General features: G+C 53.0%; 13 protein-coding genes. 9 read left to right on the forward strand and 4 right to left on the reverse strand.

Features of this window, described 5'->3' with window-relative positions:
* Nucleotides 1-366: 366 nt before the first annotated feature.
* Entirely contained in the window at nucleotides 367-948 is a 582-nt protein-coding gene (locus JWJ90_RS07925; protein WP_205226674.1) for a DJ-1/PfpI family protein, read from the reverse strand.
* Between the two features lie 146 nt (nucleotides 949-1,094).
* The gene (locus tag JWJ90_RS07930; RefSeq protein WP_205226675.1) at nucleotides 1,095-1,760 is read right to left on the reverse strand and encodes a Crp/Fnr family transcriptional regulator; all 666 of its coding nucleotides are present in this window, start codon (nucleotides 1,758-1,760) and stop codon (nucleotides 1,095-1,097) included.
* Between the two features lie 156 nt (nucleotides 1,761-1,916).
* Here JWJ90_RS07930 and hcp point away from each other — a divergent pair, with 156 nt between their 5' ends.
* The 9 genes from hcp (at nucleotide 1,917) to JWJ90_RS07975 (ending at nucleotide 13,702) form a co-directional block, all read left to right on the forward strand.
* Complete coding sequence (gene hcp / locus JWJ90_RS07935; protein WP_205226676.1) at nucleotides 1,917-3,545, forward strand: hydroxylamine reductase; 1,629 nt, start codon at nucleotides 1,917-1,919, stop codon at nucleotides 3,543-3,545.
* A 101-nt stretch (nucleotides 3,546-3,646) separates the two neighbouring features.
* A complete protein-coding gene (locus JWJ90_RS07940; protein ID WP_338032304.1) occupies nucleotides 3,647-4,252 on the forward strand; it encodes a nitrite/sulfite reductase domain-containing protein in 606 nt (201 codons plus the stop codon).
* 18 nt (nucleotides 4,253-4,270) lie between these two features.
* Nucleotides 4,271-5,011: an ATP-binding protein gene (locus JWJ90_RS07945; RefSeq protein ID WP_205226678.1), complete on the forward strand. Its 741-nt coding sequence runs from the start codon at nucleotides 4,271-4,273 to the stop codon at nucleotides 5,009-5,011.
* A 228-nt stretch (nucleotides 5,012-5,239) separates the two neighbouring features.
* On the forward strand, nucleotides 5,240-7,339 hold the full coding sequence (locus JWJ90_RS07950; RefSeq protein ID WP_205226679.1) for a sigma 54-interacting transcriptional regulator: 2,100 nt from the start codon (nucleotides 5,240-5,242) through the stop codon (nucleotides 7,337-7,339).
* A 617-nt stretch (nucleotides 7,340-7,956) separates the two neighbouring features.
* Nucleotides 7,957-9,387, forward strand: coding sequence for a hypothetical protein (locus JWJ90_RS07955; RefSeq protein ID WP_205226680.1), 1,431 nt, complete (start codon nucleotides 7,957-7,959; stop codon nucleotides 9,385-9,387).
* A gap of 15 nt (nucleotides 9,388-9,402) precedes the next feature.
* Complete coding sequence (locus JWJ90_RS07960) at nucleotides 9,403-10,113, forward strand: hypothetical protein (protein ID WP_205226681.1); 711 nt, start codon at nucleotides 9,403-9,405, stop codon at nucleotides 10,111-10,113.
* 129 nt (nucleotides 10,114-10,242) lie between these two features.
* On the forward strand, nucleotides 10,243-11,400 hold the full coding sequence (locus JWJ90_RS07965; protein ID WP_205226682.1) for an iron-containing alcohol dehydrogenase: 1,158 nt from the start codon (nucleotides 10,243-10,245) through the stop codon (nucleotides 11,398-11,400).
* 11 nt (nucleotides 11,401-11,411) lie between these two features.
* Nucleotides 11,412-12,839 (forward strand): aldehyde dehydrogenase family protein, encoded by a 1,428-nt coding sequence (locus JWJ90_RS07970; protein WP_205226683.1) that lies wholly within the window; start codon nucleotides 11,412-11,414, stop codon nucleotides 12,837-12,839.
* A gap of 338 nt (nucleotides 12,840-13,177) precedes the next feature.
* Nucleotides 13,178-13,702, forward strand: coding sequence for a shikimate kinase (locus JWJ90_RS07975; protein ID WP_205226684.1), 525 nt, complete (start codon nucleotides 13,178-13,180; stop codon nucleotides 13,700-13,702).
* Nucleotides 13,703-13,815: 113 nt separating this feature from the next.
* Here JWJ90_RS07975 and JWJ90_RS07980 read toward each other — a convergent pair whose 3' ends face one another.
* Nucleotides 13,816-14,175, reverse strand: a complete 360-nt coding sequence (locus JWJ90_RS07980) for a NifB/NifX family molybdenum-iron cluster-binding protein (RefSeq protein WP_205226685.1) — start codon at nucleotides 14,173-14,175, stop codon at nucleotides 13,816-13,818.
* Nucleotides 14,176-14,199: 24 nt separating this feature from the next.
* The gene (locus JWJ90_RS07985; RefSeq protein WP_275889082.1) at nucleotides 14,200-14,574 is read right to left on the reverse strand and encodes a NifB/NifX family molybdenum-iron cluster-binding protein; all 375 of its coding nucleotides are present in this window, start codon (nucleotides 14,572-14,574) and stop codon (nucleotides 14,200-14,202) included.
* Nucleotides 14,575-14,588 lie beyond the last annotated feature (14 nt).

The raw sequence follows: 14,588 nt of genomic DNA on the forward strand, positions 1-14,588 counted from the left end.
TATAGCAATGGATGTGCCCAATTCAGGCAAGCGGGCAGGAGAGAAGTATGCGTGGAGTGAATTTGTTAACGAGGATTATGCGTCAAGATGTGAGAGAGGCCGAAAACAGGGAGTATGCAGAAAGGTTTCAGGCTATAGAAGGTACCACAAATATGGAGAGAGAAAAGAGAAGAGGTGTGCAGGCTTAGGTGAGAGCGCGGGACTAAAAGGGAGGAGGGGCGGGGCATAAAGTTACAGTTGGAAAGTATGATGGGGCAGTATGACCAGTTGCGTGCTTAGGGGAATTGCAAAGAGGAAAGAGCAGTCTCCGCCGTTTGGCATACGTTGAGGTGGAAACGGCGGGGGCTGTTCGTTGGGGGAAAACAATCAAATGGTTATCGTCGCTCCCAATTGCTGCACAAACTGAGCAAGCCAGGCCGGATGTGCAGGCCAGGCAGGGGCGGTGACCAGGTTGCCCTCGACATGGGCGCTGTCCATGGCGATTTCTATATACTCACCACCGGACTGACGAATTTCCGGTGCGCAGGCCGGGTAGGCGGAACATTCTCGCCCGGAAAGCACCCCGGCTGCACTGAGGATCTGGGCTCCATGACAGATGGCCGCAATCGGTTTTTTTTCTGCTGCAAAGGCTTGAACAATGGCCAGGACCTGCTCATTGAGACGCAGATATTCCGGAGCGCGTCCTCCGGGGATAACAAGGCCAATATACTGCTCAGGCTTGACCGTCGCAAAATCGGCATTGAGGGTGAAGTTGTGTCCCCGTTTTTCGCTGTAGGTCTGGTCTCCTTCGAAGTCGTGTACCGAAGTGCGGACAAAATCACCGGTTTTTTTCTCCGGGCAGACTGCATCTACCTGATAGCCCAGCATGCTCAGGGCCTGAAACGGCACCATCACTTCGTAGTCTTCAACGTAATCACCGACCAGCATCAAAAGCTTTTTTGTCGTCATTGCTCTTTTCCTTCAGTGTCTTTGTGTGAGAATTCTCGATGGAGCGTCCCGTTCGCGATGAACGGGCTTTGGTAATTCCTCATATCGATCAGGACAATAACCACCGGAGGAGAGAAGGCAACCACCGATCCCCTGGAGGGAGGGGCTCAGCGCATTTTCAAGCGGTCTCGATCAAGAATAACGATGGTTTTTCCCTTCACCCGAATCAATCCTTCCTCACTCATCTTGCTAAAGATGCGCGACAAGGTCTCTGAGCTGGTGCCCAGCAGGCTTGCCAGTTGCCCCTTGGGGATATCAAGCGTGACCTGGTCTGTACGAGCCTGTTCTTCCATAAGGTAGAGCAGGTGGGAGGCAAGTCTGCCTGGAACCTCCTTGAGTGAAAGGTTCTCCACCTGAGTGGTGAAGCGTCGTAAGCGCAGCGCCAGGACAGCAAGCATATTCAGCGCCAGAGAGGGGTGGGCGGTGATCAAATCCACAAACTCGGTGCGCGGGAAAAACAAGGTCTCGCAATTGCTCAGGGCCATAGCGTTGGCGGGAAAAGGGTTGCCATGAAAGACCGGTACCTCGCCAAAGGGCTCACCCGGTCCAAAGATGTGAAGAATCTGTTCCTTGCCGTCAAAGGAGGTCTTGAAGATTTTTACCTGGCCCTGGCTGACCATGTAAAAACCAATCCCCGGATCTCCCTCAAAAAAGATCGTCTCTCCCTTTCTATAGGATTTACTGATCGTTATTGCGCTGATTTTTTCTATCTGCTCTTGAGGGAGCCCGTTAAAAAGCAGGCTGGCAGCGAGGATGTTGAATTTTTCTGGCATGGGTTCCTTGGGGGAAACAAATTTTTTAAAAAATGGAAAAATAATTTTGTTTTTTGATCTAGGTCAAAGAAGATCTAGACAGTGGGTGTACAGTGCAGGCATACCACAAAGAAACAGCGCTCAGGTGCGACAATACATTATTTGAGGAGGAATGCCATGTTTTGTAACCAGTGTGAACAGACCGCCAAGGGAACCGGATGCAACATCGTCGGTGTCTGTGGGAAAAATGAAGAGGTCGCCGATCTTCAGGACCTTTTAATCCATGCGCTGCAAGGACTTGCACTGTTTGCCCAGGAAGGCCGCAAACAAGGGATTGTCGATGAGCCAACCGATCGCTTCACCTATGAGGCGATCTTCTCCACCCTCACCAATGTTGACTTTGACCCGGATCGGTTTGTAGCTCTGATCAACAAAACCGTTGAACTGCGTGAGGCGATGAAAGAAAAGGTCGCCAAGAGCGGCGGTAAGACTGATTTTTCCGAGGCTCCGGCCTCTTTTGTCCCCGCTGGATCAGTCAGTGAGCTGGCTGCCCAGGGTAAGGCGCTGAACCTGATCGAAAACCTGGACAGCGACGAAAACATTAAATCGTTGAAACAGACGCTGCTGTACGGTGTGAAAGGTATCGCCGCCTATGCCGACCACGCTGCCATTCTTGGGCAGAGTGATCCCGCTGTGGCTGCTTTTTGCTACGAGGCGCTGGCCGTGCTCATGGTGCCCGGTTTGACTGTTGAGCAGTGCGTACCGGTGGCCATGAAGGCCGGTGAAATCAACCTGCGTGCCATGGAGTTGCTTGATGCCGCCAACACCGGCATCTACGGTCATCCGGTTCCCACGCCCGTGCCGCTGGGGCATCGCAAGGGGAAATGTATTTTGATCACCGGGCATGACCTGCATGATCTGGAGTTGCTGCTCAAGCAGACCGAAGGCAAAGGCATTGATGTCTATACCCACGGTGAGATGTTGCCCTGCCATGGGTATCCGGAATTGAAAAAATACCCCCATTTTTATGGCCATTACGGTACGGCCTGGCAGAATCAGCAGAAAGAGTTCCCCAATTTTCCCGGACCGATTCTCTTTACCACTAACTGTATTCAAAAGCCCGGTCCCGACTATATCGACCGTGTCTTCACCAATGGCCTGGTTGGTTGGCCGGGCGTCAAGCACATCAACGATAAGGATTATTCAGCCGTTATTGAGATGGCGCTTGCCATGGACGGGTTCACCGATGATGTCGAGGCTTCTCAGGTACTGGTCGGGTTTGCCCGCAATACTGTTCTTGGCGTCGCCGACAAGGTGATCGAGGCGGTAAAATCAAAGGCCATTCGCCATTTCTTCCTGGTTGGTGGTTGCGATGGTGCCAAGCCGGGGCGCGATTACTTCACCCGCTTTGTCGAGCAGGTGCCTGCGGACTGCATGGTGCTGACCCTGGCCTGTGGTAAATTTCGTTTCTTTGATAAGAACCTGGGCGATATCGGCGGCATTCCCCGTCTTCTCGATGTTGGGCAATGTAACGATGCCTATTCCGCCATCCAGATCGCGGTTGCCCTGGCCCAGGCCTTTGAGTGTGAGGTGAACGATCTGCCCCTGTCGCTGATCATCTCCTGGTACGAGCAAAAGGCGGTGGCTATTCTCTTGACCCTGCTCTACCTCGGGATCAAAGACATTCGCCTCGGGCCGTCCCTCCCGGCCTTTGTCAGTCCGGCAGTGCTTGAGTTTTTGGTAAACACCTTTGATATCAAACCGGTGGATACCCCGGAGGCGGATCTGAAAACGATCCTCGGTTAAGGCTGCTTTTTCCATCATCTACACTTGGCATCGGTCGGTACTGATTGCCGACCGATGCCTTCTCTCACAATCTTATGACTGAAAATTTAAAGACTTATCTCGTGTTGCCTCACTATGATGCCGGTTTATTGAGCCCTGAGGAGCTTGAACAGTTGGCTGCCCTGGCCCGCAAGTACAATATTCCTGCAACCAAGATCACCGGTGCCCAACGCATCGCCTTTTTGGGGATGGAGGAAGAGGCTGTGGTCGCCTTAAAAGATGAGCTGGGCTTGCCTGAAGGGAAGCCGGAGCAGCGGAGCCGGGTTCATTATATTCAGGCCTGCCCTGGAAAAACCTGGTGCAAATATGGGCATCAGGACGCTCTCTCGCTGGCTGAGCGCATCAAAAAACTGGAGATGGACGGGCCTTTGCCTGCCAAGGTCAAGGTGGGGATCTCCGGCTGTCGTTTTTGCTGTTGCGAGTCCTGGATGCGGGATATCGGCCTTGCCGGAGAAAGCAAGGGCTGGCGGCTCACCTTTGGTGGTAATGCGGCCGGAAGGCCACGAATAGGGGACATTATTGCTGACCGTCTCAGTGGTGATGAGGCCGTGGAGCTTGTACGTAAGGCGCTGAACTACTACCGCCAAGAGGCTACATCAAAAACTCGTACCGCCCGTTTTGCAGAGCGATTGGGCGTTGAAGGATTGAAAAAAGCAGTTTTAGGTTGATTGGAACAAGGAAAGGCTATGACGAAGGTTACACGGAAGATAGTTGAGATAGATGATGAACTCTGCGATGGGTGCGGTCAATGTGTGCCCGATTGTGCCGAAGGCTCCCTGCGCATTGTCGATGGCAAGGCCCGCCTGGTGGCCGATAAACTCTGCGACGGTCTGGGGGCCTGTCTGGGATCTTGTCCCACCGGCGCGCTCAAAATTATCGAACGTGAGGCAGAGGAGTTTGACGAAGAGGCTGTTGAGGAGTTTCTTGCCCGGGAAAAAGCGCAGGAGCAGCCGACAAGTGCCTGCGGTTGTCCTTCCTCACAGATTCAGTCGCTTCAGCCGGTGACTTCCTGTCAGGGAGCCAATGCACCCGGTCAACAGCTGGGATCGGCATTGTCGCACTGGCCGATACAGATTCGTTTGATCCCTGCCACGGCACCTTTTCTGGAGAATGCTGACCTGCTCGTGGCGGCTGACTGCACCACTCTGGCCTATGCCGGGCTGCAGCAGGATTTTCTTGCCGGTCGGGTGGTGATGATGGGCTGTCCCAAATTTGATGATCAGGAGCTGTATGTTCAGCGCTTTACCGAGATCTTTACCACCCGCAAGCTTAATTCTCTGACCATTCTGGTGATGGAGGTTCCTTGCTGTCACTCCATGCTTCAGATTATCGAGAAAGCCTGGAAAGCAGCCAGTCCTGATTTTCCGGTTCGCCATGTGGTTATCACCACCAAGGGAGAGATCAAAGAAGAGGTGAGTTGGTCCTGAAATGCGATTCTTAAGGGCAGGGGAGTGTTTAACCTGCTTTGAATGCCCGGTATGTTGAAGGAGTACTTTCAATATACCGGGCATTTTTGTTCTCACTTTTCTTGTTGCTTGCGTTGCATGAGCGCTTGACAATCAGCATGACGGAGGCCATGTTTGCCCATCTGCGATGCTTCAGCATCACCAGCCCCCTGGCATCGCTCGCACTCCCCAAGGTTAAGGAGCACAGCAATGAACGTGCAGGAGATCATGCAGACGCAGTTGCACTGTTGTAATGCGGACGCGCATCTGCAACAGGCGGCGATGGAGTTGAATGAAAAGTGTGCAAAAGAGCTGGTCGTGGTCGGAACACATGGAACGCCCACCGGCATTTGCACCAATGATGTCCTAGTGCAAGCCCTCTCACGGGGGCAGCTGCCTTCAGCGCCCGTCGGTTCTCTGCGTCTTTCCCCCTTTGGTCAGGTCAGTGAAAACACACCGCTCAAAGAACTGGTCCACACTTCCTATTCCTACTGGTTGGTGGTCCATCAGGAACAGGTGATTGGCATCGTCCGCAGAGCAGAGCTTGATCGTTTGCTCACGGGAAGTCCCACAGCCTTTCTAGCAAGGCTTGCCCCGGTGCTGGACGGTATAGGTGCACCGATTCTGGCCGTTGATGGCGGGCGCAAAGTACTTTTGGTGAACCACGCAGCCTGCAGTGTCATTGGGCGAAAAAAAGAGCAGATTCTGGGGCTGCCGATAGAGGAGGTGCTTCCCCCCTGCCACGCAACGAGTACCCCCCTTGCCGGAGGCGGTGTGCACAGTGAGCAGTTTAAACTTAACGAGAAGGTCTATTTGGCCAACTGGGCCACCATGGAACTTCAAGGTAAACCACTGGGGGAGTTGGCCTTTTTGCGTGATATGTCGTTTTATGAGTCGCTCACCAGTGAACTGGACCGGGTGACTGATCTCTCCAAAGAGCTTAATGCCATTATTGATTCTTCCTTTGACGGCATTTATGTCACGGATGGCCAGAGCCGAACCCTGAGGGTCAATCAGGCCTATGAACGTATCAGCGGGATTAAAAGTGCGGAGGTGGTGGGACGGACCATGTCCAGCCTGGTAACTGAGGGCTTTTACAATGAATCCGCAACGCTGAAGGTCCTGGAGGAGGGGCGGCCTGTCACTATTGTTCAGCATATCATGAAGACCGGGAAGACTATCGTGGTCACCGGGAACCCCGTCTATGATGACAACGGCACTATTTTTCGCGTTGTCACCAATGTGCGTGACGTAACCGAACTGAACCAGCTGCAGGAAAAGATTAAAAAAATGGAGCAGTTGCAGAGCCGCTACGAGCTGGAGTTGCAACAGCTTCGCGGGGGCACTGAGGATCAACGTCGCTTTGTGATCAAATCCAAGAAAATGAAAGAGATCTATGGACTTGCGCTCAAGCTTTCCAAGGTGGACTCCACTATTCTTATTCAGGGGGACTCCGGTGTCGGCAAGGAGGTCTTCTCTGAAATTGTCCACTCTCACGGTGCCCGCCAGAAAAAGCCCTTTGTGAAAATCAGTTGTGCCGCTATTCCCGAAAATTTGCTGGAATCCGAACTCTTTGGCTATGCTCCCGGCGCTTTTACCGGGGCCAACCGAGAAGGGCGTGCCGGTATTTTTGAAATAGCCAACGGCGGCACCATCTTTCTCGATGAGATTGGCGAGTTGCCCATGAGTCTGCAGGTGAAGCTCTTGCGGGTGCTGCAGGAACGCGAAATCGTTCGTGTGGGAGGCTCACGCTCTATCAAAGTTGACACGCGTATTATGGCCGCAACCAATCGTGATCTGGAAGAGATGGTGCGCCATAAGCAGTTTCGTAAAGATCTCTTCTTTCGACTGAACGTAGTCCCCGTGCTCATTCCCCCCCTGAGGGAACGCAAGGAGGCAATCAGTCATTTTATCTACTTCTTTCTGGATAAGCATAACCGGAAATACGGTTTCAGCCGCCAGATTACTCCCGAGGCTGTCGATACCCTGGTGGAGTACGACTGGCCAGGCAATGTGCGCGAACTGGAAAATATGATTGAGCGGTTGGTGGTTATGGCTCAGGGGGAGATTATAGCTGCCGATGATCTGCCGGGGCGGGTGAAAGGCGAACAGGTGGTGGGCAATACGCAATCCCTGGAAGAAAAACCCCTGAAACAGGCCCTGGCTGAGCTGGAAGGACAGCTTCTGCGCTCAGCGCTTGTAAAGCATGGAAGCTCCCGTAAAGCCGCCGCAGCTCTGGGGGTGAATCAGTCGACTGTAGTGCGCAAGGCCAGTCGGCTTGGAATATGTCTTGGCGAGCAGGCGAACTGATGTTTTTTTGCATCGATTGATGCATGTTTGCATCGAACGGAATTTAATTGTTCTATTTCAGCTAGTTGTACTGTGTTTTTTTTTGAGATATGTGTTGTGAAACCTTGTTTTGATGCATATATGCATCGAGTTGTGTCTCTCAAGGTACATTGCTTGTGGTTCTGTTTGCCCCGAAAGAGCAACAAATTTATTTTTCCTGACACGGATAGGTTGTCGTGCACAATGCGAGCCGTGCAGGCTGGTGAGGCATGGTGCCTCATAAATAAAATATAAAACAGATCAGTTGCTTGGCCGTTTTTTTCTCCTCATTTCTTCTGGCGCTGAACGCAGCCTTTTCGCCGCCGGCGTCCTCGTTTCTTCACGCTCTCTTTTTCTTCAACAGGTCAAAATCAAGACCAAAAATCAATTCGGCTCATTTTTTGCTCGATAGCTCCTCGTATACATCGCCGGACCGGTATGAAATCTCTGTACGGAGAAGAGGAGGAGTAGTCGAACAACATTTATTGGGATTTTTCTTGGGCACATTGGTCCCTCGTCTTTCGTAAGATGAAGGCGCAGCCTCTGGGAGGTGAGACCAATCTGCTTTGGAGAAATCCTGAACATTGCAAGGAGTGTGTATGAGAGCAAAACGAGAATATGGAGCTTGCCATCCCGGCATCCGTATGGGGATGTTTACCTTACGCCTGCCTTTTGTTCATTATCGCTTCGAGTGGGCTGATTACCTGCAAGGGCTGTTGATGTGCACCGTCTGTCTGGCGATCATTCCGGTTTTAACTGGAAAGCTGGGCATGTCCTTTGAAATTGCCCTGGCCATTGTTGTCCTCAACGGGACCCTGTATCTAGCCCATGTCACCTTTGGCGACCCTGTGATACCCGGTTGGGTTACCCCAGCCATCCCTCTTTTAATTGCCTATATTGAGACCTTTGCCCCTGGAGTGGAGCGCATCCAGGCCCTCATCTCCTTTGAGATGACCTTTGGCCTCTTTTGCGTTTTTCTCGGTGTAACCGGGCTTGCCAGGCGCTTTGTCTCGCTGATCCCCAATGCGGTGCAGTCAGCCATTTTGCTTGGGGCGGGCTTTTCCGCGGTCATGCTGGTCTTTAAACCGGGCGAGGGGCTCAAGAGCTTTGATTCCAACCCCTGGACCATCACCATCTGTATCGGTATCGCCTTTTACCTGCTATTTTCCGAGCATTTCAAAAAGCTGCGTCGCACCAACAAGTTTATGTACTACCTGGGCAACCTGGGCATGATGCCGGCCCTGGCTCTGGCAATTTTTGTCGGACCGCTTCTGGGGGAACTGCCCTGGCCCACCTATGATGCGGGCATTATCACCCATCCGGATTTTGCCGGTTTGTTCCGGGATTTTACCTTCATGGGCAATATTCCTTTTCCCCCGCTGAAAATGTTTCTCACCGGCCTGCCCATGGTGATCAGCTCCTATGTAGTTGTCTTTGGTGATGTTATTCAGTCACAGGCCTTGCTTGACGATGCCCAGAAATATCGTCCGGATGAGGACGTCGATTACAACCCCAACCGCTCCCACGTGATTTTTGGCGCCCGCAACACCATCATGTCTGTGATTGGCCCGGACATCTCCATGTGCGGTCCGCTCTGGGCCGCGATGCAGGTTGTGGTCTGTGAGCGTTTCAAACACGGCCCCAAAGCCATGGAAACCATCAACAGTGGTGCAGGATCCTTTCGTATGGGAACCTGGACTGGCTATTTTCTGGCCCCGATTGTCTCCACGGTGAAGCCCATCCTCGGTGTGGGTCTGGCCTCGACCATGCTGATTCAGGGCTATGTCAGTGTGCGTGTCGGTGTCTTGAAATCACGCGGCTTTAATGATCTGGGCATTGCCGGTGTGGCCGGAGCCATTCTTGCCACCCGCGGTGCCGCCTGGGGCCTTGGTTCGGCCATTGTTTTGACCGGACTCATTTACCTCAGTAACTTCCGTAAAGCCTATGAAAAAGAAGAACCCATCTTTCCCTGTGATTCGCCTGAGACCATTGCCAAGGAAGTTGCCGAGGCCATGAAGGAAAATCAATAACAAGGATCAAAGGTAATGCCCCGTATTGTAGGCTCAGAACGTTTCATTGGCAGAGAGATTCCGGCAACCCATCTTTTTTTACTGGTTGTGGTTGCTGTCTCTCTGGTCGGCTTCATGCTGGTGGCTCCAGGCAACTGGACAAGTGACCTTCCTGCCTTGATGGGCACGGTGGTCATTATTCTGGTGCTGCTTGGATTTGCCCTCAACCGGGTGAATCCCATGGGCTGGAAACGGATTTTCAAAAAAAATGAATACCGTCAGCAGCTGGAAGGCAAGCACAGGGTACTGGAAGCACTCAAGGAGTTGGATGCGTCTTACCTGGTGCTCTGTTGCTTTACCTTTGAGCTGCTCCATATCGAGTTTCTCATTTTTGGTCCGACAGGCATTTTTGTGGTGGGAACCACCCACGCAAGAGATCCCCTGGAGGTTGAAAACGGGATACTCATGGCTGGCAGTCACAGCCTGCACCGGAAAACCGGCAGCCTCTGGCGCATCTGTCACCTGCTCAATCTGGTGATTCAAAAAGGCTACAAGGAAGAGTTTATGCCCAAGCCCATTTTGATCACGACCCACAGCGAGGCCGCATCGCTTGAGGAGTTTGACTCCATTGCCATTCGCTCGCCGGGGGAACTGGTGCAGGTGATCCAAGCAGCCACTGATGAACCTGTGCCGCAAGAGCTTGTCCGAGGAATGGGGAACTACGTTCGGGAGCGTTACCTGCGATAATACACTGGATAACCGTCAGCATTCGTTCGGGGGGGCAGCCTCTAGAGCCCCCCGCTCTTGTTCGCTGATGCTGCAGATACAGCAGGGGGAGACCATTTGCTTGGAACTCCCCTGCGTAAGGAGAAAAAAATGTCGAAAAAAACACTGTTTCGGACCACCGGCCGCATCGTGCAAGGCGCTGGAACACTGAACAGCATTGTTGATGAATTAAAGCAACTTGGTGGCACCAAGGCTATCATTGTTACCGATCCTGGCCTGGTGGCAACCGGTATAATTGACCAGCTGGAAGAACTGCTGAAAGCAGGAAATATGCCCTTTGTTCGTTTTGACCAGGTCGAGGCGGACCCGCGTTTTGAACTGGTCGATGAGGTGGTACAGCTGGTCAAGGGGGAGCAGGTCGACTGTGTTGTCGGTATTGGTGGCGGCTCCTCGCTCGATATTGCCAAGGTGGTCTCGGTCATGGTCACCAATCCCGGCAGTGTGGAGGAGTATTTTGGTATCGATCTGGTTCAGAAGCCCGGTATCCCACTGGTCTTGATTCCGACCACCGCCGGAACCGGCAGTGAGGTCACTCCCATTGTCATCCTCTCCGATCACCAGGAAAAGCTGAAAAAAGGTGTGGTCAGCGCCCATCTCTTTCCGTCGACCGCACTGCTTGATCCGGAACTGACCGTGGGCCTACCACCAGCGGTCACTGCGGCCACGGGTATGGATGCACTCATCCACGCCATGGAGGCCTACACCTCCATCAACGCAAACTCCATGACCGATATGCTGGCGATTCAGGCCATGGATCTGATTTACAATAATATCCGCACGGCCTATGCTAATGGCAGTGATATCGCGGCACGGGAGAAGATGCTTGAGGGATCAATGCTTGCCGGTATGGCTTTCGCCAATGCCGGAGTGACGGCGGTCCATGCCTTTGCCTATCCCATTGGGGCTGAGTTTCACATCCCCCACGGTATTGCCAACACCATCATGCTGCCGCCGGTCATGGCCTTCAATCTGATCGGTAATCTGGAGAAGTTTGCCGATATCGCCCGTATCTTTGGTGAGAACGGCGAAGGCATGAGCAGTCGTAAGCTGGCTGAGCATGGGCTGGCAGCCGTGCATGCGCTGGCCACTGATCTCAATGTGCCCCAGAAACTCAGTGGTTATGGCGTCCAGGAAAAAGATATCCCCACCCTGGCTGAAGGTGTGATGAAGGTCACGCGACTTCTGGCCAACAACCCGCGTACCCTGCGCCTTGAAGATGCGGAAGCCATCTATCGCCAGGTTTTGTAAGGAGTGAAGCTATGACGAAATCGTACCAGACCTATGTGGATGGCCAGTGGACCAGTACTGGACAGACCATGGATGTATTCAATAAATTCAGCGGCGAGGTCTTTGCCACGGTGCCCCTGGCAGATGGCGCGCTCACCGAAAAGGCCATTGCCAGTGCCAAGAAGGCGTATCAGAGTTTTCGCAAGATGCCTGCCCACCAGCGTTCGGCCATCCTCGATAAGACCGTTGAGCTGATCAATAAACGCGAAGCGGAAATAGCGGCTGTCATATCCCAGGAGGTAGGTAAGGCCTGGAAATTCTCCGTGAACGAGGTGCAGCGCAGTGCCGAGACCTTTAAGTTTGCCGCAGACGAGGCCAAGCGACTCCATGGCGAGACCATCCCCGTGGACGCAAGCCGTTTTGGCGAGAATCGTTTTGGTTATTTTATCCGCGAACCCCTGGGGGTTATCGGAGCGATCACACCGTTTAATTTTCCCCTGAATCTGGTGGCGCACAAGGTGGCCCCGGCCATTGCCACCGGCAATACCATTGTGCTTAAACCGGCCTCCGCTACCCCCGTCTCCTCTCTGATTCTGGCGGAAATTCTGGAGGAAGCAGGCCTGCCGCCGGGTGTCTTTAACGTGGTTGTCGGGCCCGGACGTGAGGTGGGCGATGCCATTGTGGTCCATCCAGACTGCAAAAAGATCACCTTCACTGGCTCTCCTGCGGTGGGGAACCAGATCGTGCGCAAGGCGGGCATCAAGAAGGTGACCCTGGAGCTAGGCAGCAACTCGGCCACCATTATCGAGGCGGATGCGGATCTGGAAAAGGCGGCCGCGCGTTGTGTGGTCAGTGCTTTTGCCAACTCTGGTCAGGTCTGTATCTCCCTGCAGCGCATCTATGTGAACCGTCAGTGTTTGGATCAGTTTACCAAGATTTTTGTGGACAAGGTCAAGGGACTCAAGGTGGGCAATCCGCTGGATGAAGACTGCGATGTAGGGCCGTTGATCGATGCCAAGGAGGTGGAGCGTATCGATACCTGGGTCAAAGAGGCAGTCAAGCTCGGGGCCGTGGTCGCAACCGGAGGTCATGGCGAGGGACGGGTCTATCAGCCCACGGTGCTGACCCAGGTGACCGAAGACATGAAGATCATGTGCATGGAGACCTTTGCTCCGGTTGTCTCCATCGTGGCCTATGATTCCTTTGAGGAGGTCATAGATCTGGTCAATGGTTCAGAGTTCGGGCTCCAGGCCGGTGTCTATACCAACGACATCAACAAGGCCCTGCAGGCAGTGGATGACCTGGATGTGGGTGGTGTCATGATTAACGATACCGCCACCTACCGGGTGGATCATCTGCCCTATGGTGGGAACAAACTCTCCGGCCTGGGCCGTGAGGGAATCCGTTTTGCCATGGAAGATATGACCAATATCAAGATGGTGATGATTAACAGAAATTAGTTGAAATCTGACTGGTTGTGGGCCAGCCAGGTGCAAGGCTTCATCCCCCTGTGAAGTCATTTGGCCTCTGGAGGTACACGATCGGTCAGTTGTTGCAGTAGGTTGTTTTAGAAGTATATATCCCTCTGCCTGCCCCCGCATCTGGTGATTTCCCTCCCCAAGAAAAACCAGGTGTGGGGGTATTTTTTTTATCTGGTGACCAATAAAGTTGGAATGGGCAGACGCCCACTCTTTTACTGGAGCTTTGACTGAGTGAGGATTATCATGAGGTCATACATGTCTACGCACCGTTAAGGGGTGCCCTGGAACAATCCGTTCTTCCTTCAAGGAAAGCCACCATGAAAACCAACCTGACTCTCATCGGAATGCCTGGTTCGGGCAAGAGTACCGTGGGCATCATTCTCGCCAAAAATCTCGGCATTGGGTTTATCGATACAGATATTCTCATTCAGATCAATGAGCAGCAGACCCTGCAGCAGATCATCGACACCACGGATCACCTCAACCTGCGGGCCATTGAAGAGCGGGAAATTCTTAAGCTCAATGTCACTCATTTAGTCATCGCCACCGGGGGGAGTGCAGCCTACAGTGAAAAGGCCATGGCCCATCTTGCGCAGATATCGACCATTATCTTTTTGCATGTCTCATTTTCAGAACTCAACCGGCGGATCAAAAATTTTGCTACCCGCGGCATTGCCAAGCGAGAAGACCAGTCCTTTGAGGAACTCTTTGATGAACGTCAGGTGCTCTACAACCGCTATGCTGATATTGTGGTCCCCTGTGAAGGACTCAACCAGGACCAGGTGGCCGACGAGATCATCGCCCGTCTTTATCCCAACGGCTGCTGTCTGCTCAATCAATAAGTAGGAGCACAAAGGATCAATTCGGGAATAAAAAAAGCCGGACAGCGTAAGCTGTCCGGCTTTTTGGGCTTGGCTTTTACAAATTCAGGCTTCAGTAAGCCGTCGGTGAAGCATTACCAATGTGCCTCTTTGTTGGCTGCGGTGGAGTAGGTCACCTTGCCGGATTTCATCAGCTCCGCGGCCTCGCGGATCGTACCGGTGACATCATCAACAACCTTGACGCCGCCTGCCTCCAGCGTGGCAAAAGCCTTGGGGCCACAGTATCCGGTCATCAGGACCTCGGCACCTTTTTCACAGACTGTGGTTGCAGCCTGGATACCAGCACCTTTGAAAGCGTTGACGTTGCTGCTGTTGTCAACTGCTTCAAACTCCAGGGTCTCGGTATCAACAACGACAATATACGGGGCCCGGCCAAATCGCGGGTCAACCTCACTGTCGAGTGTAACTCCTTTGGATGTAATGGCCACTTTCATGGCGTCCTCCTTGGTGCTTGTAAATCAGTTTCCGCCGCCTCCGCAAACCTGATCATTGGTGATCTGGGGCAGTTTTCCAGCCAGGAAGTCGTCAACCACAGGGCGAATTTCCGGGCGAACACCATCGTGATATACATCGATTCCCACCTGACGGAAACCCATCAGGGGACGCATTCCGATACCGCCAACCACCAGGGCGTTCACCCCGGCCTCGGCCAGAAGATTTACCGGAACCATACAGCCGCCCTGAACATGCTCTTTGTTAGCCAGGATGGAAACTTCTTTGATCTGGCCGTCTTCCACATCAATGCAGGTAAAGACATCACAGTGTCCAAAATGTCCTGCACGCATGCCATCTAAGCCGCCTTGTCCCTCAGAGGGAATCGCCAATCGTATCATGGGTCTGTTCTCCA

It is taken from the genome of Desulfobulbus rhabdoformis (genome assembly GCF_016919065.1).
In the GTDB taxonomy this organism is placed as follows: Bacteria; Desulfobacterota; Desulfobulbia; order Desulfobulbales; family Desulfobulbaceae; genus Desulfobulbus; species Desulfobulbus rhabdoformis.

What these genes read in the sequence shown, in the direction of transcription:
- JWJ90_RS07945 (WP_205226678.1), top strand. Translation starts at nt 4,271, where the DNA reads ATGACGAAGGTTACACGGAAGATAGTTGAGATAGATGATGAACTCTGC.
- JWJ90_RS07930 (WP_205226675.1), bottom strand. Translation starts at nt 1,760, where the DNA reads ATGCCAGAAAAATTCAACATCCTCGCTGCCAGCCTGCTTTTTAACGGG.
- JWJ90_RS07955 (WP_205226680.1), top strand. Translation starts at nt 7,957, where the DNA reads ATGAGAGCAAAACGAGAATATGGAGCTTGCCATCCCGGCATCCGTATG.
- JWJ90_RS07985 (WP_275889082.1), bottom strand. Translation starts at nt 14,574, where the DNA reads ATGATACGATTGGCGATTCCCTCTGAGGGACAAGGCGGCTTAGATGGC.
- JWJ90_RS07925 (WP_205226674.1), bottom strand. Translation starts at nt 948, where the DNA reads ATGACGACAAAAAAGCTTTTGATGCTGGTCGGTGATTACGTTGAAGAC.
- JWJ90_RS07975 (WP_205226684.1), top strand. Translation starts at nt 13,178, where the DNA reads ATGAAAACCAACCTGACTCTCATCGGAATGCCTGGTTCGGGCAAGAGT.
- JWJ90_RS07965 (WP_205226682.1), top strand. Translation starts at nt 10,243, where the DNA reads ATGTCGAAAAAAACACTGTTTCGGACCACCGGCCGCATCGTGCAAGGC.
- JWJ90_RS07980 (WP_205226685.1), bottom strand. Translation starts at nt 14,175, where the DNA reads ATGAAAGTGGCCATTACATCCAAAGGAGTTACACTCGACAGTGAGGTT.
- hcp (WP_205226676.1), top strand. Translation starts at nt 1,917, where the DNA reads ATGTTTTGTAACCAGTGTGAACAGACCGCCAAGGGAACCGGATGCAAC.
- JWJ90_RS07960 (WP_205226681.1), top strand. Translation starts at nt 9,403, where the DNA reads ATGCCCCGTATTGTAGGCTCAGAACGTTTCATTGGCAGAGAGATTCCG.
- JWJ90_RS07950 (WP_205226679.1), top strand. Translation starts at nt 5,240, where the DNA reads ATGAACGTGCAGGAGATCATGCAGACGCAGTTGCACTGTTGTAATGCG.
- JWJ90_RS07970 (WP_205226683.1), top strand. Translation starts at nt 11,412, where the DNA reads ATGACGAAATCGTACCAGACCTATGTGGATGGCCAGTGGACCAGTACT.